The organism is Candidatus Devosia phytovorans (assembly GCA_029202405.1).
In the GTDB taxonomy this organism is placed as follows: Bacteria; Pseudomonadota; Alphaproteobacteria; order Rhizobiales; family Devosiaceae; genus Devosia; species Devosia phytovorans.
In genome coordinates, this window is record CP119312.1 from 2,402,460 (window position 1) to 2,424,657 (window position 22,198).

The 22,198-nt window shown below is 62.3% G+C and carries 20 protein-coding genes; 10 read left to right on the forward strand and 10 right to left on the reverse strand.

All coding sequences use genetic code 11. The features are described 5' to 3' along the window. Positions 1 to 5 precede the first annotated feature (5 nt). From ugpC to P0Y65_11895, 5 genes are all read right to left on the reverse strand, one after another. The gene (gene ugpC / locus P0Y65_11875; protein ID WEK02906.1) at positions 6 to 1,058 is read right to left on the reverse strand and encodes a sn-glycerol-3-phosphate ABC transporter ATP-binding protein UgpC; all 1,053 of its coding nucleotides are present in this window, start codon (positions 1,056 to 1,058) and stop codon (positions 6 to 8) included. 27 nt (positions 1,059 to 1,085) lie between these two features. After that, positions 1,086 to 2,402 (reverse strand): alpha-glucosidase/alpha-galactosidase, encoded by a 1,317-nt coding sequence (locus P0Y65_11880; protein ID WEK02907.1) that lies wholly within the window; start codon positions 2,400 to 2,402, stop codon positions 1,086 to 1,088. Positions 2,403 to 2,464: 62 nt separating this feature from the next. Continuing rightward, on the reverse strand, positions 2,465 to 3,286 hold the full coding sequence (locus tag P0Y65_11885; protein ID WEK02908.1) for a carbohydrate ABC transporter permease: 822 nt from the start codon (positions 3,284 to 3,286) through the stop codon (positions 2,465 to 2,467). A gap of 59 nt (positions 3,287 to 3,345) precedes the next feature. Then, positions 3,346 to 4,233, reverse strand: a complete 888-nt coding sequence (locus P0Y65_11890) for a sugar ABC transporter permease (GenBank protein ID WEK02909.1) — start codon at positions 4,231 to 4,233, stop codon at positions 3,346 to 3,348. A gap of 54 nt (positions 4,234 to 4,287) precedes the next feature. Beyond that, a complete protein-coding gene (locus P0Y65_11895; GenBank protein WEK02910.1) occupies positions 4,288 to 5,538 on the reverse strand; it encodes a sugar ABC transporter substrate-binding protein in 1,251 nt (416 codons plus the stop codon). 188 nt (positions 5,539 to 5,726) lie between these two features. On the opposite strand from P0Y65_11895, the gene P0Y65_11900 reads away from it, so the two are divergent. From P0Y65_11900 to P0Y65_11925, 6 genes are all read left to right on the forward strand, one after another. Next, positions 5,727 to 6,614: a helix-turn-helix domain-containing protein gene (locus P0Y65_11900; GenBank protein ID WEK02911.1), complete on the forward strand. Its 888-nt coding sequence runs from the start codon at positions 5,727 to 5,729 to the stop codon at positions 6,612 to 6,614. Positions 6,615 to 6,719: 105 nt separating this feature from the next. After that, on the forward strand, positions 6,720 to 7,874 hold the full coding sequence (locus P0Y65_11905) for an ROK family transcriptional regulator (protein WEK02912.1): 1,155 nt from the start codon (positions 6,720 to 6,722) through the stop codon (positions 7,872 to 7,874). Further along, entirely contained in the window at positions 7,871 to 8,644 is a 774-nt protein-coding gene (locus P0Y65_11910; protein WEK02913.1) for an ATP-binding cassette domain-containing protein, read from the forward strand. Before P0Y65_11905 ends, P0Y65_11910 begins: the two co-directional genes overlap by 4 nt. A 28-nt stretch (positions 8,645 to 8,672) precedes the next feature. Beyond that, on the forward strand, positions 8,673 to 9,719 hold the full coding sequence (locus tag P0Y65_11915) for a sugar ABC transporter substrate-binding protein (protein WEK02914.1): 1,047 nt from the start codon (positions 8,673 to 8,675) through the stop codon (positions 9,717 to 9,719). Between the two features lie 60 nt (positions 9,720 to 9,779). Continuing rightward, the gene (locus tag P0Y65_11920) at positions 9,780 to 10,775 is read left to right on the forward strand and encodes an ABC transporter permease (protein ID WEK02915.1); all 996 of its coding nucleotides are present in this window, start codon (positions 9,780 to 9,782) and stop codon (positions 10,773 to 10,775) included. Next, positions 10,772 to 11,548, forward strand: coding sequence for an SDR family oxidoreductase (locus P0Y65_11925; protein ID WEK02916.1), 777 nt, complete (start codon positions 10,772 to 10,774; stop codon positions 11,546 to 11,548). Before P0Y65_11920 ends, P0Y65_11925 begins: the two co-directional genes overlap by 4 nt. A gap of 126 nt (positions 11,549 to 11,674) precedes the next feature. On the opposite strand, the gene P0Y65_11930 is transcribed toward P0Y65_11925, so the two are convergent. After that, positions 11,675 to 14,467 carry a bifunctional aconitate hydratase 2/2-methylisocitrate dehydratase gene (locus P0Y65_11930; protein ID WEK02917.1) on the reverse strand — a complete coding sequence of 931 codons (2,793 nt, stop codon included), beginning with the start codon at positions 14,465 to 14,467 and terminating at the stop codon, positions 11,675 to 11,677. A 200-nt stretch (positions 14,468 to 14,667) separates the two neighbouring features. Next, entirely contained in the window at positions 14,668 to 14,928 is a 261-nt protein-coding gene (locus P0Y65_11935; protein ID WEK02918.1) for a PilZ domain-containing protein, read from the reverse strand. A gap of 239 nt (positions 14,929 to 15,167) precedes the next feature. Between P0Y65_11935 and P0Y65_11940 the strand changes: the two genes are divergently transcribed. Further along, positions 15,168 to 16,523, forward strand: a complete 1,356-nt coding sequence (locus P0Y65_11940) for an HD domain-containing protein (protein WEK02919.1) — start codon at positions 15,168 to 15,170, stop codon at positions 16,521 to 16,523. Between the two features lie 3 nt (positions 16,524 to 16,526). On the opposite strand, the gene P0Y65_11945 is transcribed toward P0Y65_11940, so the two are convergent. The 3 genes from P0Y65_11945 to P0Y65_11955 are packed head-to-tail and all read right to left on the reverse strand — an operon-like array spanning position 16,527 to position 19,269. Next, positions 16,527 to 17,378, reverse strand: a complete 852-nt coding sequence (locus tag P0Y65_11945) for a sucrase ferredoxin (protein WEK02920.1) — start codon at positions 17,376 to 17,378, stop codon at positions 16,527 to 16,529. Between the two features lie 6 nt (positions 17,379 to 17,384). Further along, positions 17,385 to 18,302, reverse strand: coding sequence for an iron-siderophore ABC transporter substrate-binding protein (locus tag P0Y65_11950; protein WEK02921.1), 918 nt, complete (start codon positions 18,300 to 18,302; stop codon positions 17,385 to 17,387). Positions 18,303 to 18,348: 46 nt separating this feature from the next. Beyond that, on the reverse strand, positions 18,349 to 19,269 hold the full coding sequence (locus tag P0Y65_11955) for an iron-siderophore ABC transporter substrate-binding protein (GenBank protein WEK02922.1): 921 nt from the start codon (positions 19,267 to 19,269) through the stop codon (positions 18,349 to 18,351). Between the two features lie 35 nt (positions 19,270 to 19,304). Between P0Y65_11955 and P0Y65_11960 the strand changes: the two genes are divergently transcribed. The 3 genes from P0Y65_11960 to P0Y65_11970 are packed head-to-tail and all read left to right on the forward strand — an operon-like array spanning position 19,305 to position 22,196. Next, on the forward strand, positions 19,305 to 20,384 hold the full coding sequence (locus tag P0Y65_11960) for an iron ABC transporter permease (GenBank protein ID WEK02923.1): 1,080 nt from the start codon (positions 19,305 to 19,307) through the stop codon (positions 20,382 to 20,384). Beyond that, a complete protein-coding gene (locus P0Y65_11965; GenBank protein WEK02924.1) occupies positions 20,381 to 21,415 on the forward strand; it encodes an iron ABC transporter permease in 1,035 nt (344 codons plus the stop codon). Before P0Y65_11960 ends, P0Y65_11965 begins: the two co-directional genes overlap by 4 nt. Continuing rightward, positions 21,405 to 22,196 (forward strand): ABC transporter ATP-binding protein, encoded by a 792-nt coding sequence (locus P0Y65_11970; protein ID WEK02925.1) that lies wholly within the window; start codon positions 21,405 to 21,407, stop codon positions 22,194 to 22,196. Before P0Y65_11965 ends, P0Y65_11970 begins: the two co-directional genes overlap by 11 nt. Positions 22,197 to 22,198: the final 2 nt, after the last annotated feature.

Here is a 22,198-nt window from a genome sequence, read left to right on the forward strand (position 1 = left end):
CGGTGTCAGGCAAAAATAGCAACGCGCGCCGGGTCGAAGGTCAGCCGCAGCGGCTGGTTGTCGTCTATTGCCGTTCGGCCAGGGAAGGCGGCACTGACTGCAGACTGTCCGCAGTCCAGGCTGACGATGGTCTCAGTCCCGACGCGCTCGACGAGCCTTATGTCTCCGGTGAGCATCTCGCTGCCGGTTTCACACAGCACCAGATCATGCGGGCGAATGCCCAGGGTGACCGCCTGCCCGACTGACCAGTCGGCGGTTTTGGACACTGTGACCTCTCGGTCGAAAAGGCGCAGCGTGGCCCCGCCATCAGCAACAGCAATCACCTCGGCGGGCAGAAAATTCATCCGCGGAGAACCGATGAAGCCGGCAACGAAGCGGTTGGCGGGGTTTTCGTAGAGCTCCATGGGGGAGCCGACCTGCTGGACCACGCCGTCCTTGAGCACGACGATGCGATCGGCCAGCGTCATGGCTTCGGTCTGATCATGCGTCACATAGATCATGGTGGCACCGAGGTCGCGATGCAGCTTTGCCAGTTCCATGCGCATGTCGACGCGCAGCGCAGCATCGAGATTGCTCAGCGGTTCGTCGAAGAGAAAGACCTTGGGCTGCCGCACAATGGCACGGCCGATGGCGACGCGCTGGCGCTGGCCGCCGGAGAGCTGGCCGGGCTTGCGGCGCAGCAATTCCTCCATGTGGAGAATGCGGGCGGCGGCGGTGACCCGCTGCTCGATTTCCGCCTTGGGCCGCCGCTCGATCTGGAGACCGAAGGCCATGTTGTCGAACACTGTCTTGTGCGGATAGAGCGCGTAGGACTGGAAGACCATGGCAATGCCGCGCCGTGATGGCTCGACCTCGTTGACGATCTTGCCGTCGATGGCAATTTCCCCGCTCGTGGCATGATCGAGCCCAGCGATCATGCGCAGCAACGTGGATTTTCCGCAGCCCGAGGGACCGACAAAGACGACGAACTCGCCCTTGTCGATATCAAGGCTCACCCCCTTGATGACATCGGTCTCGTTGAACGACTTGGTGACATTGCGCAGCGAGAGGGCAGCCATGTTCAGTCCTTTCCGCGGGTAATCGGCTCAGCGATATTGTGGCAGGAGATCGCCATGCCGCTCGATCAGACGGTCGCAGAGCTGCCAGATTTCGTCCAGCGACAGTTCGGCCGCGGTGTGCGGATCGAGCATGGCGGCGTGGTAGATATGCTCGCGCTTGCCTGATATCGCTGCCTCAACGGTCTGGCGCTGCACGTTTATCGACAACTGCATGATCGAGGCGAGATGGGAGGGGATGCGACCGACCCTGGTCGGCTGCACGCCATTGCGATCGACGAGGCAGGGCACTTCGACCACCGCATCCTCGGGCAGGTTGGCGACGAGGCCGCGGTTGGGCACGTTGCCGTAGATCAGGCCCTTTTCGCCTGACACCATGGAGCGGATGATGCCCGCGGCATATTCGTTGGACTGCTCCACCTCGAGCGGGGCATCGCCTTCGAGCTCCTTGCGCAGTTCATGCCATTCGGCGATCTGGTCCTGGCAGCGGTAGAGATATTCGCCGAGGCGGAGCTTGTATTTGTCGAGCAGGTCCTGCCGGCCGCGCTTCAAGAACCACGAATTATACTCGGAGAAATGCACGCTGGATTCGGTGACGAAATGGCCGACGCGCTTGAGCATTTCGAAGCGGACGAGGTCTTCATCGGGCGCGGTGCCGGCTTCTGCAATAGCCTTGAGGCGGGGATAGAGGTCTTCCGTAGTGCCGTCGGCCAGCACCTTCTCGAACTTGAGATAGAAAGCGACGTGATTGATGCCGGCGCAGAGATAGTTGAGGTCGCTCGGCTTTTCGCCAAGGATTTCAGCCAGTTGATGGGATGTTTCCTGCACCGAGTGGCAGAGACCGACGGTCCTGATATGGGGGAACCTGTCCTTGATGGCCCAGCAGTTGATCGCCATGGGGTTCACATATTGCATCAGCAGCGCGTCGGGGCAGAGCTCCTCCATGTCGCGGCAGATGTCGAAGAGCACCGGGATGGTGCGCAGGCCGCGGAAGATGCCGCCGATGCCCAGCGTATCGCCAATGGTCTGGTTGACGCCGAAGCCGTCGGGGACTTCGAAATCTGTAACGGTGGCAGGCTTATAGCCGCCGACCTGCATCATCAGGATGACGAAATCGGCGCTCTTGAGCATGGCGCGGCGATCCTGGCTGGCCTCGACGCGCAGGTTCTGGATGCCGAGCGTTTCGCCGATCCGGCGGGCCACCACTTCCGAAGTTTTGAGCCGTTCGGCGTCGATGTCGTGCAGGGCAATGGTGGCGTGTTGCAGCGCCGGATTGGACAGGACATCGCCGATGATGGACTGGGCGAAGACGGTGCTGCCGGCACCGATGAGCGTGATTTTGGGCATGAGACTATCCTCCATCGCCGCAGCGATGTTGTTTGGCTTCAGTGGTTTAGGTCAGGTTTTGGCTATTTGAGACCGGACGTGGCGATCCCCTGGATGAATTGCTTCTGGGCGAAGAAGAATGCGATGATGATGGGCGCGATGGAGATGACGACGGCCGCCATCATCACGGCCCATTGCGCGCGATAGAGCCGCTGGAAGAGGGAGAGGCCGACCGGCAGGGTGGTGGTTTCAAGGTTCGACGGCAGGTAGATCATGGCCGAGAACAGGTCGTTCCATGAGTTCATGAAGGCAAAGAGCGCGAGGGCGGCCAAAGCGGGCTTGGCGAGGGGCAGGTAGATGGACCAGTAGACGCGAAAAAGGCTGGCGCCATCGAGCCTTGCGGCTTCCATGAGGTCGATGGGGATGGTGCGGAAATACTGGCGCAGCAGGAAGACGCCGAAGGCACCGCCGAGGAAATTGGGCAGCCAGAGCGGCACGTCGGTGCCGTAGAGGCCGAGCCAGCTGAAGATGATAAACTGTGGAATGACAGTCATTTGGTAGGGCAGCATCAGGGTTGCCAGCAGCAACATGAAGAGGAAGTTGCGGCCGGGGAACTTGACCACGGCAAAGACGAAGGCGCCCATGGAACAGGTGATCAGCTGGCCGATGGTGGAGAGCGCCGCGATGCGAGCGGAATTCCACATCAAGTGATGAAATTCCATGCGCTGCCAAGCGGTTACGAAATTCTCCAGGGTGAAGTTCTGCGGGATCAGGTCGCGGGTGAACTGGTCGGCCGGCGGCTTGAGCGCCGACGACACCATCCAGATGAAGGGCGCCATCATCAGCACGCCACCGGCGAGCAGCAACAGATAGGCCCAGAGATGCCCCCGATGATGAACAAGCATGCTTGACGACATCTTGTCTTGTGCCTTGGAGCGGCTGGCAGATGGCAGGGAAACCTCGCTCATACCTGCCCCCAGCGCTTTTGCAGCTGCGCATAGACCAGGGTCAGCACCATGACGATGACGGCGAGGACGACGGCCTGAGCAGTGGCATTGCCCATGCGGAAGAAGTTGAAGCCTTCGCGGTAGATGTTGAACACCAAGGTCGGCACGGTGGAATTGCCATTGCCGGTCTGGGTCAGGATGTAGACATAGTCGAAGGCCTGGAAGGCGTAGATGGTTGAGAGCACGGTCTGGAAGAAGATCGAGGGCAGCAGCAGCGGCACGGTGATCTCGCGGAACTGGCGGAAGGGGCTGGCGCCTTCGATGGAGGCGGCTTCGTAGAGGTCGCGCGGAATGGCCTGCAGACCGGCGAGGAAGATGATCATCCCCTGCCCGATGGCGCCCCAAACATTGACCACGACGACGGAATACAGCGCGAGGTCGGCACCCAGCCAGTGCTGGGGTTCACCACCGAGGAAGGCGATGATGCCGTTGAGGACGCCGCGGTCCTTGGAATAGATCCAGGTCCAGACGAGGCCCACCGCCGTGGGCGAGGTGATGACCGGCAAGAAGTAGATGAGGCGGAAGAAGCTCTTGCCGTAGATGCCGCGATTGAGCAGGACGGCGATGCAGAGCGACAGCACGACCGTCGCCGGGACATAGATGACCGAGAAGAGCGCGGTATTGTTGAGCGCCCGCATGAAGTTGCGATTGTCGGGCAGCGCCAGGTAGTTGCTCAGGCCCACCCAGTCAGGCGTGGTCAGCATGTCCCAGGCGAAAAAGCTGAGGCCGATGGTGGCCGCCATGGAGCCGAGCGCGCCAAGCGCCAGGCCAATCATGGTCGGCGTCAAAAGCAGCGCAACCCAGATGCGCTCGCTTCCCCTTGGCCTGATACCGTCTTCCGACATGGCGAATTGCCTTGGTTAGGGGTGGGAAGGGCCGAAGAGCCCTTCCCGGGAAGGTTACTGATTGGCAGCGAGGACGTCATCGGCGGCGGGCGGGATATTGGCCAGGGCATCTTCGATGCTCTGCTGTTCCGTCCAGACCATGGAGAGTTCCTCGCCGACGATGCCCGACCATTCCTCATAGCCCTTGAAGCTGGGCTTGGTGTGGGCGTAGTCGAGCGCATCGAGGAAGACCTGATGGTTCCCCTTGGCCGCCTGGTCGAGATAGACCGGGCTATTGGCCACGGCTTCAAGCACCGGAATGGCAAAGCCCAGTTCGGTCAGCTTGCTCTGGCCGCCTTCGCTGATGACGAATTTGACGAATTCCCAAGCCTCGTCAGGATGTTCGGTGGCCGAGCTGATGACAATGCCGGCGCTGTTGACCAGGGTGGCGCGTTCGGCCGGGCCAGCGGGGAATGGTGCGACGTCCCAGTCAAATGCCAGCTCGTTATAGGCGGGGACGACCCAGTGACCGGAGAAGGTCATGGCCGCGACGCCGGCGAGGAAGCCGTCATAGCCATAGCTTTCGAGATCTTCGGCGCTCATCACCGAATGATCTTCCAGCGCCAGGCCATTGAGATAGGTCCAGGCATCGGCGGCCGGGCCTTCGGCGAGGAGGGTCTTGGTATGGTCGTCGCTGATCGGCGCGCCGCCATAGCCATAGACGACCCCGCCCCACATGGGCTCCATGTCGAGCAGTTCGACGGACAGACCCCATTGATCGGTGACACCATCGCCGTCGGCATCGAGCGTCAGCGCCTTGGCGGCGGCGCGCAGGTCTTCCAATGTCCAGTCATCGGTGGGATAGGCGACGCCGGCCGCGTCGAACATGGCCTTGTTGTAATAGAGCACGATGGTCTGGAAATCGCGCGGCAGGCCGAAGGTGCCTTCCTCAAGCTGATAAGCGGCCAAGGGGCCCGGATAGACGCCGTCGAGCACGGTGGGCTCGGCTTCGAGATAGGGCGTGAGGTCGAGGAGGCTGCCGCGGGATTGCCAGTCGGGATAGATCGGCGCATCCATGGCAAAGATATCGGGGGCGTTGCCGCCGACGGTGGTGACGCGGAGGCGATCCCAGTAACTGCTCCAGTCAGAGACTTCCACCGAGACGGAAATATCGGGATGGAGGGCCTCGAAGTCCTCGACGATCTGTTGCCACACCGCCAGTTCCGGCGGATCGCCCCACATCATATAGGTCAGTTCGGTCTGGGCCTGCGCCGGCATGGTCAGTGCCAGTCCAGTCAAGGCAGTCGCGGTCAGCAGCGTCCTCATTCGTCCGTCCCTCTCTTGTCGTCGTTCCCTGTTTTCCCGCCGATCGTCGCCCCTCGCGACAGCATCAGCTCGGCATGTTCAGACGCTCTGCCATTGCCGGCCAGAATTCTTCCCTGTTCATCGCCGCGTTTTTCCGGAAAAGTAGCGAAACGCAGAATTGCGCTTGCCAGCAGGACTTGGAGGAGACCATGCAGCCAGGCACCACTTCACTTCTGGACGCCATGCCCATGTCAGATCCTGACGAGGACATTCTCTACAATGACTTCTGCGTGGAGACGCATATGGCCGACGCCATGCCGGAGTCGCATTGGCACGACCATGTGGAGATTAACTATCTCTGGTCGGGCACGCTGCGCTATCTGATCAACGGTCAGTTCCTGACCCTGCAGGCAGGCGAGATCTGCGTCTTCTGGGCCGCCTCGCCACATCAGGTGATCTCGGTGGAATCCAACCAGGGACTAAGCTGCGCCTATGTGCCGCTCGCCACTTTCCTCGCGCTCAATCTCGAGCCGGGATTCCGCCAGTCGCTCCTGCATGGCGGGGTGTATTTCGGACGCGATGGTGACGAGGGTGACCGTTATCTCTTTGCCCGATGGACGCGCGAATGGCTTTCCACAAGCGAACAGCGCCGCGACCTGCTCGAGGAAGAAGTTCACTTAAGACTCAAGCGCTTATCCTGGACGGCGCAACGCGTCGAAGGTGAATTCGCCACGCCTCCGACACGTGGCCAGGCCGGTCGCCGCGCGGTGTCGCATACGGAAGCGATGACGCGTTATATCCATGCCACTCTTGACGCGGGCGTCACCGTTTCAGACGTCGTGGCAGCATCGGGCCTCCATGCCACCAATGCCCATGCCGCCTTCAACCGGGTGCTAGGCATGTCGATCGGAGAATATGTGCGCCGACAAAGACTTCGCCATGCCATGCGCCTGTTGGTCGATACCGATGTCGAGATTGCGCAGATCGCTTTCGACTGCGGCTATAGCTCGGTGGGGCGGCTTTACGAGGCGTTCCAGAAGCGGCTGTGCAAGACACCGCGAGCCTATCGGCAGGAATTTCGGCAGCCCCGCACATGACTGACACGACAATTCGAGTCGCATTTAAATCGTCAAATGGATTTCTGAAATCCACTTGACTTAAAAAATCGGCAGACCTAGCGTTTGCCTATCTGGAGGGCGCAGATGGTACTGAGGGGTACGAACCAGGAGTATTCCCGGCCGCACAATCGGCGGATTGTGCTCGAATTCATTCGCGCCCGCGGGTCGGCGCCGCGTAGTGCCATTGCCGATGGCGTCGGCCTGACCGTCCAGACTGTTTCCACGATTGTCCGCGAGCTGGAAGAGCTGGGCTATCTGCTGATGGTGCGGGAAAAGCCGCGCGGTCGCGGCACGCCGCCTCAGGTCTTGCGGCTCAATCCGGACGGGGCCTTTGCCATTGGCATCAGCGTGACGCCACTGGGCGTCGAGGCGGGTTTGATGAACCTCGCCGGCGACATGCTGGGCTCGGCCGAGCGCCATGCGGCAGGCCTGCGACCGACCGAAGGGTTTCGCCTGATCGGGGAGCTGATCGCCGATATGCGGGCGCTGGCGGGTGACCGCCGCATCCTGGGGATTGGTCTCGCCATGCCCGGTCCGGTGGACGTGCAGGCCATGAGTTTCGTGGGGCCGACGACGCTGGAAGGCTGGGGCAATGTGCCGGTGCGGGCGCGGCTGCAGGAGGTTTCGGGCCTACCCGCCTTTCTGGCCGTCGACACCTCAGCCGCGGCGACGGGCGAACGGCTCTATGGGCGTGGCGCAAACCTCAGGCATTTCTACTATCTCCACTTTGGTGTCGGCCTCGGCGGCGTGATGATGCAGGACGGTGTGCCGATCGCCGGCGCGCGCGGCAATGCCACCGAAATCGGCCATATCCCGCTGGTGCCGGGCGGACGTCCCTGCCCCTGCGGCAATGCGGGGTGTCTCGAGCGCTACGTGTCGCTCGACAGCTTCGAACAGCGCGCCAAGGGCCAGAGCGAAAGCGACTGGGTCGCCGAGATCGCGCCGATCTTCCGCAATGCCATAACCACGGTGGAAAACCTGTTTGACCCGGAAGCTATTGTGCTCGGCGGGATGGCGAGCCAGAGCCTGCTCGATGCGCTGGCCGCGCTGGGTAATGACCTGCCCGTCTCGGTGGCCGCGCGCTACGATCGCGCCGTGCCGCGCCTCATTGCCTCGACCGACCGCCAGTCTGTGCTGCGCGGCGCGGCGGCGCTGGCCGTCTCGGGTGTGCTGTCACCGGGGCGGGACGTCATCTCTCCCCAACACGCCGACCCTCTAGCCGATGGAATGGCCGCATGACCGAACCTTTGCTCGTTCTCGACAATATCACCAAAAGTTATGGGGCCGTGCAGGCACTGCAGGGCATTTCCTTTACCGTGGGCAAGGGCGAGGTCATCGCGCTGCTCGGCGACAATGGCGCCGGCAAGTCTACGCTGGTCAAGATCATCTCGGGTGGGCTCGAAGCCACGTCCGGCAGCATGAGTTTCGAGGGCCGCGACTATCGGCCCAAGACGCCATCGGAGGCCAAGGCGGCGGGGATCGAAACGGTCTACCAGGACCTCTCGCTCTGCACCAATGTCGATGTGGTGGGCAATTTCTTCATGGGGCGCGAGCTGACGCGCTCGATCATGGGGCTGAAGGTGCTCGACGAAAAGGCGATGGAGGCGCAGGTCGCCAAGGCGCTGTCTGCCGCCGGCACGCGCATTCCGTCGCTGCGCACCAAGGTGGAGCATCTGTCGGGCGGGCAGCGCCAGGCCATCGAGCTCAATCGTTTCGTGCATTGGGGCGGCAAGCTCGTGCTGCTCGACGAGCCCTTTGCCGCGCTCGGCGTCGAGCAGACCCGGCGCGGCCTCGAAATGATCCGCCAGGTGGCCGCCCAGGGGATCGGGGTGATCATCATCACCCATATCATGCAGCAGGCCTTCCAGGTCGCCGACCGCATGGTGGTGATCCGCCAGGGCGTGGTGGCGGGCGACGTCAGGCGGAACGAAACAAATGCAGATGCCGTGATCTCCATGATCACGGGTGAAGCCATGGCCGGTGCCGGACCAGCTAGGGCAGTGAACTAATCAGTCCGGTGCAAGGAGAGACGAAGCTATGAGAAAGCAGCTGATTGCCTTTGGCATGGCGGCCATGGTGGCCTCCAGCGCCGTGACGGGCATAGCCTATGCCCAGGACGACAAGGGAGCGGTCTATTACCTCGTTCCCACCCTGCTCGATGAATTCCAGACCGGCTCGGTGAGCGCGCTCGAAATGTTCCTCGAACAGGTCGGCTATGACCTGACGACGCTCAATGCCGACAACAAGACCGATCTGCAGCAAAGCCAGATGAACGACGTGATCGCCCTGGCGCCCAAGGCGATCATCCTCGCCGCCGTGGATTTCAATGCGCTGGCGCCATCGGTCGACGCTGCCCGCGCGGCAGGCATTCCGGTGATCGAGTTCGACCGGCAGATCTCGTCCACCGTGTCGGACTTTACCTCGGTGGCTGGCACAGTGGAGATCGGCTATGTCGCGGCCGATGAGGTCGAACGCCTTTTGACTGAGAAGAATGGCTCGGTCTCGGGCAAGGTGCTGCAGATCCTCGGCGACCCCGGCGATCCCTATACGCTCGATATCCAGAAGGGTTTCGAGGAGAAGATGGCCGCCTTTCCAGATGTGACCATTGTCACCCATCCGGTGCTGATGTGGGAAGCCAGCAACGCCGGCACCATCGTCAGCGACCAGCTGCTGGCCAATCCCGACATCGACATCATCTTCAGCCATGCCGCCCATCTGTCGGTGGCGGCGGTCGCATCGCTTGAGTCCGCCGGCAAACAGCCGGGCGACATCTATGTGATGAGTTCCAATGGTGCGCCGGTGGCGCTGGAAATGATCCGCGATGGCTGGATGCAGGTGGAAGTGGAGCAGCCGCTCTATGCCCAGGCTGCAGCCGTGGCCATGTTCATGGACAAGATCGTCGCCAAGGAGACGATCGAGCCCGGCGAATATGACGTGCTCGGCCTGACCTCCGTGGTCAGCGACGAGGAATGGGGCCCGACGATCAAGATCCCGGGCGCTGCCATCACGGCCGAGAATGTCGACAATCCGGCCTTCTGGGGCAATCTCCAGCCGCCGGCTGATCCGATCACTTCGGTCGAATGAAGCCCAACGGTCCCTCCCATGTGGAGGGACCAAATTCCCCAATTCTCAACGAGAAATCCGATGTCGCCCAGCCAACGCAATGGCCTCGAATTCGTGCTCGACAACCTCGTCTGGTTCATGCTGCTGGCCGTGCTGGCGATCTTCTCGCTGACCATTCCCAACTATTTCCAGCCGGGCATTTTCGCCAATATCGTCGAGCAGAGCTCGGTGCTGGGGGTGATGTCGATCGGGCTGGCGCTGGTGATCATCGCCGGGCACATGGACCTCTCGGTGGAGTCCGTTGCGGCGCTCAGCGCCATGGCCACGGGGATTCTGTTCGCCACATCGGGCATCGGGCTTGGGATCACGCTGACGCCGGGCTGGCTGGTCGTGCCGGTGTCGCTGCTGCTGGGCCTCTGCGTCGGCGCGGTGATCGGGCTGATCAACGGGTTCCTCGTGGTCAAGATCAAGATGAATGCCTTCATCGTGACGCTGTCGAGCTTCATCTGGGTGCGCGGCATGGTGGTGGCGCTCTCGGGCGGCCGCTCGGCGCAGGGTCTGGCGGACGAAATCCGCTGGCTCGGCATCCAGCGGTTCCTCGGCATTCCGGTCACCGCCTATATCGCCATCCTGTGCTTTGTCGGCTTTTCCTTCATGATGGCCAAGACGCGCTTCGGGCGGCATCTGCTGATGATCGGCGGCAATGAAGTGGCGGCCTTCCGCGCCGGCATCAAGGTGGAAAAGGTGCTGATGATCGCCTTCGTGCTGTCGGGCGCCATCGCGGCGCTGGCCGGCTGGCTGCTGGCGATCCGCACTTCGGGCGCCACGGCAAACCTGGGGACCGGCATGCTGTTCAATGCCTTTGCGGCCGTGGTCATCGGCGGCGTCAGCCTCAAGGGTGGGCTTGGCGCCCTGCCCGGCGTCTATGCCGGCGTGCTGCTGCTCTCGTCCATCAATACCGCCATCAATCTCATGGGCCTGCCGGCGCATTACACCCAGGTCATCCATGGCCTCTTGGTACTCGCCGCCGTGCTGCTCGACACACTCAAGCAATCGATCCGGAAGAAACTCGCATGACCAGACGCCTCGAGGGAAAAAGCGCCATCATCATCGGCTCCGCCCGCGGTATCGGCAAAGGCATCGCCAAACGCTTCGCCGAAGAAGGTGCGCAGCTCGTGCTGGCCGATTGGGACGAGGCGGCGGGGCGAAAGACCGCCGACGAACTCGGCGCACAGTTCATGGCCGCCGATATTTCCCGCTATGACCATGCCGAGGCGCTGGTCGATCTGGCGCTGAAATCTTATGGCAGGCTCGATGTCATCGTCCAGAATGCCGGGATCTATCCCTGGCAGCTGATCGAGGACACGTCGTCCGACGATTGGGACAAGGTGATGAGCGTGAACCTGCGCGGCAGTTTCCATGCCGCCAAGGCAGCGCTCAAGCCGATGAAGGCGCAGGGTTCTGGACGGATCCTCTTCACCTCGTCGATCACCGGGCCCTATGTGACGAGCCCGGGTCATGGGCACTATGGGGCGACGAAAGCCGGGATCAACGGGCTGATCCGATCGGCGGCGCTGGAATTTTCCGGCTATGGCATTACGGTCAATGGCGTCGAGCCGGGCAATATTCTCACAGAAGGCATCCAGGAGGAGCGCGGCGACGCGCATATTGCGTCCATGGTCGCGGCCATCCCGCTGGGGCGACTGGGCTCGGTGGAAGACGTGGCCAATGCCTTCCTGTTCCTGGCTTCGGACGAAGCGAGCTATATCACCGGCACGACGATCGTGGTGGATGGTGGGCAATTGCTGCCCGAGGGCAATGACTTCCGGATCGTGCCGACCGGCCATTGAAAGGGATCAGTTCGTCCGACAATCAGTGCTGGACGGATATGCGGCCGGCAGTAGACCCTGTCCACATAGAAGAGGGGCACCCGCGTTGCGGATGCCCCTGATTTCGTTGGTTATGGTAGCCCGGTCCTAGAAGTGGACCGACTTGGAGTCCATCGGATTGCTGCTGGTCGGCGGCGCGAACTTGGTCAGGTCGATGCCTTCGACGGCTGACTTGTATTCCTGCGCGCTGGGGGTACGGCCCAGGATCGCCGAAAGCACCACGACCGGGGTCGAGGCCAGGAGGGATTCACCCTTCTTTTCGGCCGTATCTTCGACGACGCGGCCCTGGAAGAGGCGGGTCGAGGTGGCCAGGACGGTGTCGCCCTTTTCGGCCTTTTCCTGGTTGCCCATGCAGAGATTGCAGCCGGGGCGTTCAAGATAGAGGATGTTCTCGTATTCCGTGCGGTTGGCCGTCTTGGGCTGCAGGTCGTTGAATTCGAAGCCGGAGTACTTCTGGAGAATCTCCCAGTCGCCCTCTTCCTTGAGCTCGTCGATGATGTTGTAGGTCGGCGCTGCAACGACCAGCGGGGCCTTGAACTCGACCTTGCCTTCGGTCTTTTCGATGTTCTTGAGCATCTGGGCGACGATCTTCATGTCGCCCTTGTGCACCATGCAGGAGCCGACAAAGCCCAGGTCCACCTTCTTGTTGCCGCCGTAGTAGGATACGGGGCGAATGGTGTCGTGGGTGTAACGACGCGAGACGTCGGAATTGTTGACGTCGGGGTCGGCGATCATCGGCTCGTCGATCAGGTCGAGGTCGACGACGACTTCAGCGAAATACTTCGCATTGGCATCAGGGGCCAGTGCGGGCTTTTCGCCGGAGCGGATTTCGGCAATGCGGCGATCGGCCTTGGCGATCAGGCCTTTGATCGTCTCGGCGGCATTGTCCATGCCCTTGTCGATCATGATCTGCATGCGCGATTTGGCGATTTCGAGCGACTCGATGAGCGTTTCGTCTTGCGAAATACAGATCGACGCCTTGGCCTTCATCTCGGCCGTCCAGTCGGTGAAGGTGAAGGCCTGGTCGGCGAGCAGCGTGCCGATGTGGACTTCGATGATGCGGCCCTGGAAGACGTTGTCACCATGCTGGGCGAGCATCTGGGCCTGGGTAGCGTGGACCACGTCGCGGAAGTCCATATGCGACTGCATGGTGCCCTTGAAGGTGACCTTCACGGACTGCGGGATGGGCATGGTGGCTTCGCCGGTGGCGAGCGCGAGGGCCACGGTGCCGCTATCGGCACCGAAGGCCACGCCCTTGGACATGCGGGTGTGGCTGTCGCCACCGATGATGATGTCCCAGTCGTCGACGGTGATGTCGTTGAGCACCTTGTGGATCACGTCGGTCATCGAGTGATAGCTGCCCTTGGGATCGCGGGCGGTGATGACGCCGAAGTTGTTCATGAAGGCCATGAGTTTCGGGATGTTGGCCTGGGCCTTCTTGTCCCACACCGAGGCCGTGTGGCAGCCCGACTGGTAGGCGCCATCAACCAAAGGCGAGATGACGGTAGCCGCCATGGCTTCCAGTTCCTGGGCGGTCATGAGGCCCGTGGTGTCCTGGGAGCCAACGATGTTGACCTTGACGCGCACGTCAGAGCCGGCGTGCAGCACCTTACCGGGCGTGACGCCGACGGCATTGCGGTTGAAGATCTTTTCGACGGCGGTCAGGCCCTGGCCTTCAACGGTCAGTTCCTTGTTGGGGGCAAAGACCGGGGTGGCCGTAACGCCCAGCGTCTCGGCGGCGAAGGTCTGCAGCTTCTTGCCGAAGACGATGGCGTAGGACGAGCCTGCCTTCATGAATTCGGTCTTCTGCGGGGTGAAGGCAGAAGCAACGTCGACCAGCTCGTTGCCAGCGGCATCGAGGAGCTTTTTGGACTTGGTGTCGATGGTCAGGACAGTGCCGGTCTCGACAGAATATTTCTGCTCGAGGATCGGATTGCCTTCGTTGTTGAGGATCGGCTTGCCGTCTTCGCCGAGCTTTTTGACCCAGTTCTTGAGGTTGAGGCCAATGCCGCCGGTCACGTCGACCGTGGTGGCAAAAATGGGAGAGATGCCATTGGTGCCGGCAACGATGGGGGCATAGTTGACGAAGGGCACATAGGGGCTGGCCTGCTTGCCAGTCCAGAGCGCGACATTGTTGACTCCGGACATGCGCGAGGAGCCGACGCCCATGGTGCCTTTTTCGGCGATCATCATGACATGCTTGTCGGGATGCTGCTGCTGGAGAGCCTGGATTTCCTGCTGGGCAGCGGGCGAGATCATGCACTGTCCGTGCAGTTCGCGGTCCGAGCGGGAATGGGCCTGGTTGCCAGGAGAAAGCAGATCGGTCGAGATATCGCCTTCGGCGGCGATGAAGGTGACGAGCTTGATCTCGTCCTCGACATCGGGAAGTTTGGTGAAGAACTCTGCCTTGGCGTAGCTTTCCAACACGCCCGTCGCCACGGCGTTACCAGCCTTGTGGGCATCGCGCAGGCGGAACATGTCGGCGTCATAGAGGAAGACCTGGGTCTTGAGCACTTCCCCGGCCTTTTCGGCCATGGCGGCATCATTGCCCAGGGCAACATCGAGCAGCACTTCGATCGAGGGGCCGCCCTTCATGTGCGACAGCAGTTCGAGCGCGAACACCGGCGTGATCTCGGGGACCAGGGCCTCGCCTTCGATGATCTGCTTGAGGAAGGCAGCCTTGACCGAGGCGGCTGGCGTGGTGCCAGGCAGCGTGTTGTAGATGAAGAAGTTGAGCGCGCCGGCACGAAGCTCGTTGCCGGTGTCGCGGATCAGCGCGATGATTTCCCCGGTCAATCCGCCAGCATCGATCGGTTTTGGCGCGAGGCCCTGTTCCTTACGCGTTTCGATTTCGGCCAGGTAATCGGAATAGAGGGTCATCGCATTCTCAACAAATGGAGTGTGGGGCTGCTCGGCAGCGCTGCTCGTTGGTCCATCCTCATATGGGTTCCGAGCGCGCCAGCCAAGATATGGGGGCAACCTACGCCATTTCAGCAAAGAAAGGGTTTTTGTTTGGGCAAGGGGCGGTCAGAGTTGGGCATGGCGCGCAGAGGGGCCAATACCGCCTGCCCGGATGCGGTTTAACTCGCGAAACGCAGACCGGCGCCGGATGCATCGCGCCAGACCAGTTCGCAGTCGTGCATCAGATTGTCTGGCATCAGGACGTAGAAATCATCCGGCAAGGACTTCTCATCGTCCAGCGCAATGCGAGCACCGCGGTGGCTGAGATCAAGCACATTAACGTCGATACGCGTGAGGCCATCGTCTGAAACGATGGTCGCCCAAAGATCTACGGGAATGCGTTCGGCAGTTCTGCGTTCGTGCATGGTCGGTTTGTACATGAGTTAACCTGACGAGTCCTTCGGCTATTAGTTCAAATGCAGGCAACTGCGAGCCCAGTTATTGGGTCGGCGCATGTTGATGCTCGTTGATATGTATAGCGTTTAACGACGCAAATTGTTCCGCGGAACGTCAGTACTTATACGTATGACAAGGAAATGTGAGGGGCCAATTTCCGTCGGCCCATACCATGTGGCCTTAACATTTGCAGGTCATGATGGCGTCGGGAATGGGGACGGACATGAGCGGCAAGTCGACAGCAATCCATTTGTCCGACGTGGTCGGCGCTTTGAGCTTTGCCCTCGATATCACCGAGGGCCAGCCAGTTGGACACAGCCTGCGCTGCTGCTGGATCGGCATGCATCTGGGGCGCGCCATCGGCCTTTCGCAGGCCGAGTTGTCGGATCTCTACTACACGCTCTTGCTCAAGGACATCGGCTGCAGCTCCAACGCCGCCCGCATCTGCCGGCTCTATCTGACGGACGACCTCAGCTTCAAAAGCGCCTATAAAATGGTGGACAACAAACTGCCAGAGGTGCTGCGCTTCCTGATCAGCCATACGGCGCGCGGTTCGGGGATGATCGAACGCCTGCAGACCATGATCAACATTGCGCGAAATGGCGGCGAGATCGCGCGGGAGCTGATCGAGACACGTTGCCAGCGTGGCGCGGAGATCGCGCGGACCATGCGCTTTTCCGAGACGGTGGCCTCGGGCATCCTGGATCTCGACGAGCATTGGGACGGTTCGGGACAACCCCTCGGACGACAGGGTCAGGACATATCCCTCTTTGCCCGCATTGCGCTGCTGGCGCAGGTGGTGGATGTGTTTTTCATGCGCGGCGGAGAAAAGGCGGCGCTTGATGAAGCCCGCGCCCGGGCAGGCCGCTGGTTCGACCCTACGCTTGTCGATGCGCTGCACAGGCTTGCCGACGATCAGCGGGTCTGGCTCGCCATGCGGGCAGGCAATCTGCATGAGCTGGTGAGCAAGCTGGAGCCATCGACCCTGATCCGCGATATCGACGAGGATTATCTCGATGACATTGCCGCCGGCTTCGCCAAGGTGGTCGACGCCAAGAGTTCCTTTACAGCCGGGCACAGCGAACGCGTTGCCCTGTTTTCCGATCTGATTGCCGAGCAGCTTGGCTATAGCGAGCAGCGACGCCGGTGGCTGCGACGAGCGGCGCTGTTGCATGATATCGGCAAGCTGGGCGTGTCCAACGCCATTCTCGACAAGGCTGGCCGGCCAGACGAGGCCGAATGGGCAGCCATCAAGCGACATCCCGAACTTGGCCGGACCATCCTGTCAAAGATTGCGGCGCTGGTGGATACGGCGGTGATCGCCGGCAACCATCATGAACGGCTCGACGGCAAGGGATATCCAATGGGGATCGGTGCCGATGAGATCGACCTCGACACGCGTATCGTCACCACGGCCGACATTTTCGACGCGCTGACGGCCGATCGTCCCTATCGCAAGGCCATGCAGGTTTCCGTCGCCATCGACCTGATGGCACGCGACGTCGATACCGCGATCGATCCAATCTGCTTTGCGGCGCTGCAAAGGGGCCTGACCAGAATGCACGAGATCGCGGCCTGACGTTCAGGAGATGCTGGAGACCCAGCGGTCCTTCTGCTTTGGGTCAGCGTCCATGTCGCGGCAATTGCCGTAGACCGGGAAGCTTTGGCGCCGGGCTTTGACAAGAAGCGTCACGGCGTCGAGATGGACCTGCACGGTGGCCGCGCTTTCAGAATGCATTTCCACGGCGCCAATGGTGATCGTTTCGACCGGCACCTGGCCGTCGGCCCAGTGCAGGGCGGCGGCTTCGGCGGATTGCTGGAGTTCGTCGAGCGCGGGATTGCCCTTATAGGCGGGCAGATAGATCTCGTTGCGGGCGATCAGGGCCAAAAAGTCGGGCACGCCGGCGGGGGTCAGCCGGCCGTAGCGCTGGCGGTCGGGCATGACGATGACCGAGGGCGCGAAGTGGCAGCCACCGATATGAGTGCATTGCAACACGTCGATGTCGAAGGCCGGCGCGGCGGCGACCAAGGCCTTGAAGACGGGAAAACCATAGCGGGCGCAGCAGGCGTCGGTCTTGGCATCGGTGCAGCAGAGAATGGTGCGGCGCAGAGGCGTGCCGCCGAGGCCGGCTCCTTCTCGCCAGAGCGCGACCAGTTCGGCGGCATGGTCCTGATCGCGGGGGATGACGCGCGTGCCATCGGGGAAGGACAGGAGTTCGAGGGCGTCGCCATCAACGAGGCCGACATAGCGACCGCCGCCCGAAGCGGCCTTCATCGCGGCTCGAAGGGTGTCGCTCAGTCCAACGGTCTCAAAGCGGGGCCGGCGCCAGTTGCCCTTGGGCCAGCGCAGGAAAAGGTGCCGCTCCGCCAGGGCTGCGGTGCCCGTCAGGGGCTCGCCGCAGCCAATGGCGTGGTCGGTGCAGAAACTGCGCATCTCGTCCTATTCGGCCTGGGGCGGCAGGGTGACGCCGTAGATTTCGGCGATATCGTCCAGCATCATATAGGCGCTGTAAATGCCACCGCCCAAATTCCAGGCCAGTTCCTCGACGCGGGACACCTTGTCATTTTTGGCGGCGTCGAGCTGTACGAAGAGAGGATCGTTCAGCCATTCGTCGAGATTGGAGAGTGATTCCGCCGGGTCATCATCGGGGGCGAAGTAAAAGATGCGGTCGCCGCCCATTTCGGGAATGCGCTCCTTGCCGATTTGCACGAAGGTTTCTTCGCTGCGCTGCAGCTCGGGACGCTGAAAGCCCACGAGATCGAGCACGACGCCGGGGAATGAGTGATCGGAATAGATGCGGGTGCGGCCCGGTGCGAAGCGGACGAGAGAAATTTCCTCGTTGATGCCATCGCCGATGGCAACGCCCAGCTCGGCGGCGCGTGCCTCAAGAGCGGCAACCTTGGCCGCGGCCTCCTCGCCGCGTCCTACGACATCGCCATAGAAGGAGAAGTTCTTCAGCCAGTCAGCGCCGATGGTTTCAGACATCACCGTGGGGGCAATGGCGGACAATTGCTCGTAGATCTTTTCCTGGCGAACCTTGGTGCCGATGATCAGGTCCGGTTCGAGGGATGCCAGAACCTCGAGATTGATCGCGGTCTCGGTGCCCAGCGAGACGGTATCGCCAAGCTGGTCAGCGATATGGGCGTAGAAGGGATCGGCCTCCCAGGACTGGGCAGCGCCCACCGGCACCACGCCGATATGCAACAGGGCCTCGGTGCCTTCATTGGTCAGGATGGCGATGCGCTGGGGAGCGTCGGGAACATCGGTCACGCCCAGGGCGTGCGTGATTTCACGGGCCTGCAGGGGCGTGGCAATGGCCAGCGCGATCAGCGCCGGGACGAGCAAGGCTTTGGTCATGATCAACTTTCGATGGAAAAGATGGAGCGCCCTCAGGCGCTCCCAATCAGCGTGTGGAGGGGAGCTCGTAGATCTTTTCGATATCATCGAGCAGCAGATTGGCGGCGATAATGCCACCTGCGGTGTTCCAGACGGCGTCATCGACGGCATAGGCCTTGCCGGCCTTGACCACCGGCAGGTTCTGCCAGAGCGGATCGCTGGTCCAGTCACTGGCCTGGGTCTGGGCTGCGCCATCGCCGGTTTCGTAGACGAAGTAGAAGAGACGATCGCCGTCGAAATCGGGGATGCGTTCCTTGCCGACGTCATCGGCGAATTCGTCCTTGTCCTGCACGGCGGGACGGTGGAAGCCGATTTCGCCCAGGATCAGGCCGGCGAAGGTGTCCTTGTAATAAATGCGGGTCAGCGCCGCCATGAAGCGGCCGAGGGAGATCTTTTCCTCAAGGAGTGGACCCGCTTCCTCGGCAATCCGACCGACGCGGGCATCGAAGGCGTCGAGCGCGGCCTTGCCCTCGGCACCCTTGCCGGCGGCGTCGGTATAGAGCGCCATGTTGATCTTCCAGTCGCCACGCAGGCGTTCGGACATGACTGTGGGCGCAATGGCGGAGAGCTGGTCGTAGATCTTTTCCTGGCGCGTCTTGTTGCCGAGAATCAGATCTGGCTCGAGCGCGGCAATGGCCTCGAGATTGATGGCCGATTCCTCGCCGACGACCGTGACGTCGGCCATGTCTGTGGCGATATGGGCATACCAGGGATCGCCGAGCCAGGAGCGCACGGCACCAACAGGAACGACGCCGATGGCCAGCAGGGCTTCGGTGCCTTCATTGGTCAGCACGACGATGCGCTGCGGGGCGTCCGGCACGTCGGTGACGCCCATGGCATGGGTTATCTCGCGGGCTGAGGCGGACAGGGTGGTGGCCATTGCGACCAGCGCCATGCCGGCCAGAACTGCGATGCGAAAGCGCTGCATTTTCGAGTCTCGAACTTGACAGTGGAGACCACAAAATGGTCTTGGAGGGCACCAGAAGTCAACCTGACTTTAACAATCATCTTTGCGAGGCGCACCTGACATCGGTCCAGTCCCTGCCCGCACCACAATTGCGTTCGCTGCCGCTCGGCATGGTCTATGCCGGCCTGGTCATCATGCTGTTCGGCGCCATGGCGCTCAGCATGACGGTTGGCTATCGAATCTACAGTCTGCAGCAAGCCTGGCTGGCGCTGACCGCGTTTGACGCCTCCGAAGCGGCCACTGTGCTGACCACGCTGCGCCTGCCGCGCGCCATCATTGCGCCGCTGGTGGGGGCTGGGCTGGGCATTGCCGGGGCGCTGGTGCAGACGTTGTCGCGCAATCGCATCGCTTCGCCGGATACGCTGGGCCTCAATGCGGGCGCTTCGCTTGCCGTGGTGGTAGCGAGTGCGGTTTTTGGCGTCAGTTCGCTGATCGGGCTGTCGCTGACGGCGGCCATGGGAGCGTTGGTGACATCGCTGGTGGTGTTCGCCATTGCGGCGGGGGCCGGCGGCCTGTCGCCGATCCGCATCGTGCTGATCGGCGTGACCATTGCCGGGCTGGGCCAGTCGATCGTCCAGATCATTCTGACCAATAACGAGGCGCAGCTGCAGAATCTGCTGTTCTGGCTGGCCGGCTCGTTTGTTGATCGGCCAATGACGCTGGCGCTGAATGGAGGCCCGTTCATTGCCGTCGGCATCGCGCTGGCCCTGCTGCTGGCGCGGCCGCTCGATGCGATGCAGGCCGATGACGACACGGCGGCGGGCCTGGGTGTCCCGGTGACGCTGGTGCGGATCGGCTGTTTTCTGTCGGTATCGCTGCTGACCGGGGCGTCGGTTGCCATGGCGGGGCCGGTCAGTTTCATCGGCCTTGTGGTGCCCCATGCGGCACGCAAGCTGGTTGGCTTGCGGCACGGCCGGCAGATCATCGCGGCGGGTCTGCTCGGCGCGATCTATGCGACGCTGGCCGATGTCGCGGCGCGCTTCGTCATCTTTCCGGTGGAGGCACCGGTGGGTGCCATCACCGCCGTAGTCGGTGGGGTGGTTCTTGTCGTGCTGTTGCGGAGGAGAGCGGCATGACCGGGCTGCGAACGACGGTGAGCGGGGCGCGGGCGCCCCTGACGATCACCATCATGTCCTGCGCCTTTGTGCTGCTGGCCCTGAGTGGGGTGGCCTTCGGATCGAGCTGGATACCGCTCGATCAGGTGGCTTCCGTCATCCTGGGCGCCGGGGAAAAGACCGAGCGGCTCATCGTGCTGCAACTACGTTTGCCGCGCGTGGTGATCGCAGCGCTCGCCGGTGGCGGCATGGCGGTCGCCGGGTTTCTGCTGCAGAAGGTAACGCGCAATGCGCTGGCCTCGCCGGGGGTGCTGGGCGTGATAGACGGCGCGGCGCTGGGCGTGGTGATCTTTCTCGCAGCGCTCTCCAACGAGAGCAATACGCTGGTGACGTCGATCGCCTACCAGCCGCTGGCGGCCATGGTTGGGGCGATCCTGGGCATCGCGCTGGTTTTTGCGCTGAGCGGACGGCAGTCGAGTTCGGCGGTCCGCCTGTTGCTGTTCGGCATTGCGGTTGCCGCGGTGTTCAAGGCGCTGGTGATGGTGCTGATGCTGATCGGGCCGATCTATCGCACCAGCCAGGCGGCGCGCTGGATTGCCGGGGCGGTCAACGAGATCAACTGGAGCGAGATCCAGGTCACTGCGCTGATGCTGGTGCCCCTGCTCGCGCTCACATTCCTGGCGGCGCGCAAGATGCCGCCGGCCGATCTGGACGAAGTTTCGGCGCGCAGCGTCGGCCTCGACCTGCCCGTGTTTCGCGTGATGATCTTTGCACTTGCGGCCGGGTTGACCGCGGTTTCGGTGGCCTTTGTCGGCGGCGTGGGATTTATCGGATTGATGGCACCGCATCTGGCGCGGCTGGTGGTCGGCCGCAATGTCTATGCCGGCCTTGTCGGCAGCTTCCTTCTGGGCGCGATCATGCTGGTTGGAGCGGACCTCATCGTGCGCGTGCTGTTCAGCCCTGTTGAAGTGCCAGCTGGCACGGTCACGGCGGTGATCGGCGCGCCCTATTTCCTTTTCCTCTTGATGAGCAGGCAACGCCATGACGGATAATGCCGCTATTGCCGTCGATGCCCTGTCGCTGGGCTATGGCAGCACGACCATTCTCGACACGCTGTCGCTGGATATTCCGCGCGGCAAGATCACCGTGCTGGCCGGGCCCAACGGCTGCGGCAAGTCCACGCTGCTGCGGGCCATCCGCCGGCTGCACAAGCCGAGCGCCGGCCGGATCCTGCTCGAGACCACAGATATCGCCCAGCTCGGCGAGCGCCTGCTGGCCCGGCAGATCGGCCTGCTGGCGCAGAGCCCCTCGGCCCCCGACGATATGACGGTCGAAGAACTGGTACGCCTCGGCCGCTATCCGCACCAGACCATGCTGCAGCCCTGGAGCCCGGAAGACAGTCGCGCGCTCGAGGCGGCGATGGCGGGCACCGGGGTGACACAGTTGCGCGGGCGCCATCTGGGTTCTCTGTCGGGCGGGCAGTTACAGCGCGTCTGGATCGCCATGGTGCTGGCGCAGGAGACCGAGATCGTCTGCCTCGACGAGCCGGTCAACCATCTCGACATGTCGCATCAGCTCGATTGCCTTGACCTCGTGCGGCAGCTCAATTCGGAATTCGGCCGCACCATTGTCCTGGTGCTGCATGACCTGAACCTGGCGGCGCGCTATGCCGACCAGTTGGTCTTTCTGCGCGATGGCGTGGTGGCGGCGAGCGGACGGCCGGAGGCCTTGATGACCAAGGAATTGATTGCCAGTGTTTTCGACGTGGACGCCATGGTCATAACCGATCCGGCCTATGGACGGCCGCTGTGCATTCCGCTCAAGACCCTGTAGAT

Bases quoted from the DNA above. Each gene is read 5' to 3' on its own strand.
- P0Y65_11890 (WEK02909.1), bottom strand. From the start codon at position 4,233: ATGTCGGAAGACGGTATCAGGCCAAGGGGAAGCGAGCGCATCTGGGTT.
- P0Y65_11895 (WEK02910.1), bottom strand. From the start codon at position 5,538: ATGAGGACGCTGCTGACCGCGACTGCCTTGACTGGACTGGCACTGACC.
- P0Y65_11880 (WEK02907.1), bottom strand. From the start codon at position 2,402: ATGCCCAAAATCACGCTCATCGGTGCCGGCAGCACCGTCTTCGCCCAG.
- P0Y65_11910 (WEK02913.1), top strand. From the start codon at position 7,871: ATGACCGAACCTTTGCTCGTTCTCGACAATATCACCAAAAGTTATGGG.
- P0Y65_11885 (WEK02908.1), bottom strand. From the start codon at position 3,286: ATGCTTGTTCATCATCGGGGGCATCTCTGGGCCTATCTGTTGCTGCTC.
- P0Y65_11900 (WEK02911.1), top strand. From the start codon at position 5,727: ATGCAGCCAGGCACCACTTCACTTCTGGACGCCATGCCCATGTCAGAT.
- P0Y65_11970 (WEK02925.1), top strand. From the start codon at position 21,405: ATGACGGATAATGCCGCTATTGCCGTCGATGCCCTGTCGCTGGGCTAT.
- P0Y65_11915 (WEK02914.1), top strand. From the start codon at position 8,673: ATGAGAAAGCAGCTGATTGCCTTTGGCATGGCGGCCATGGTGGCCTCC.
- P0Y65_11940 (WEK02919.1), top strand. From the start codon at position 15,168: ATGAGCGGCAAGTCGACAGCAATCCATTTGTCCGACGTGGTCGGCGCT.
- P0Y65_11930 (WEK02917.1), bottom strand. From the start codon at position 14,467: ATGACCCTCTATTCCGATTACCTGGCCGAAATCGAAACGCGTAAGGAA.
- P0Y65_11945 (WEK02920.1), bottom strand. From the start codon at position 17,378: ATGCGCAGTTTCTGCACCGACCACGCCATTGGCTGCGGCGAGCCCCTG.
- P0Y65_11925 (WEK02916.1), top strand. From the start codon at position 10,772: ATGACCAGACGCCTCGAGGGAAAAAGCGCCATCATCATCGGCTCCGCC.
- P0Y65_11935 (WEK02918.1), bottom strand. From the start codon at position 14,928: ATGTACAAACCGACCATGCACGAACGCAGAACTGCCGAACGCATTCCC.
- P0Y65_11965 (WEK02924.1), top strand. From the start codon at position 20,381: ATGACCGGGCTGCGAACGACGGTGAGCGGGGCGCGGGCGCCCCTGACG.
- P0Y65_11955 (WEK02922.1), bottom strand. From the start codon at position 19,269: ATGCAGCGCTTTCGCATCGCAGTTCTGGCCGGCATGGCGCTGGTCGCA.
- P0Y65_11920 (WEK02915.1), top strand. From the start codon at position 9,780: ATGTCGCCCAGCCAACGCAATGGCCTCGAATTCGTGCTCGACAACCTC.
- P0Y65_11960 (WEK02923.1), top strand. From the start codon at position 19,305: ATGGTCTTGGAGGGCACCAGAAGTCAACCTGACTTTAACAATCATCTT.
- P0Y65_11950 (WEK02921.1), bottom strand. From the start codon at position 18,302: ATGACCAAAGCCTTGCTCGTCCCGGCGCTGATCGCGCTGGCCATTGCC.
- P0Y65_11905 (WEK02912.1), top strand. From the start codon at position 6,720: ATGGTACTGAGGGGTACGAACCAGGAGTATTCCCGGCCGCACAATCGG.
- ugpC (WEK02906.1), bottom strand. From the start codon at position 1,058: ATGGCTGCCCTCTCGCTGCGCAATGTCACCAAGTCGTTCAACGAGACC.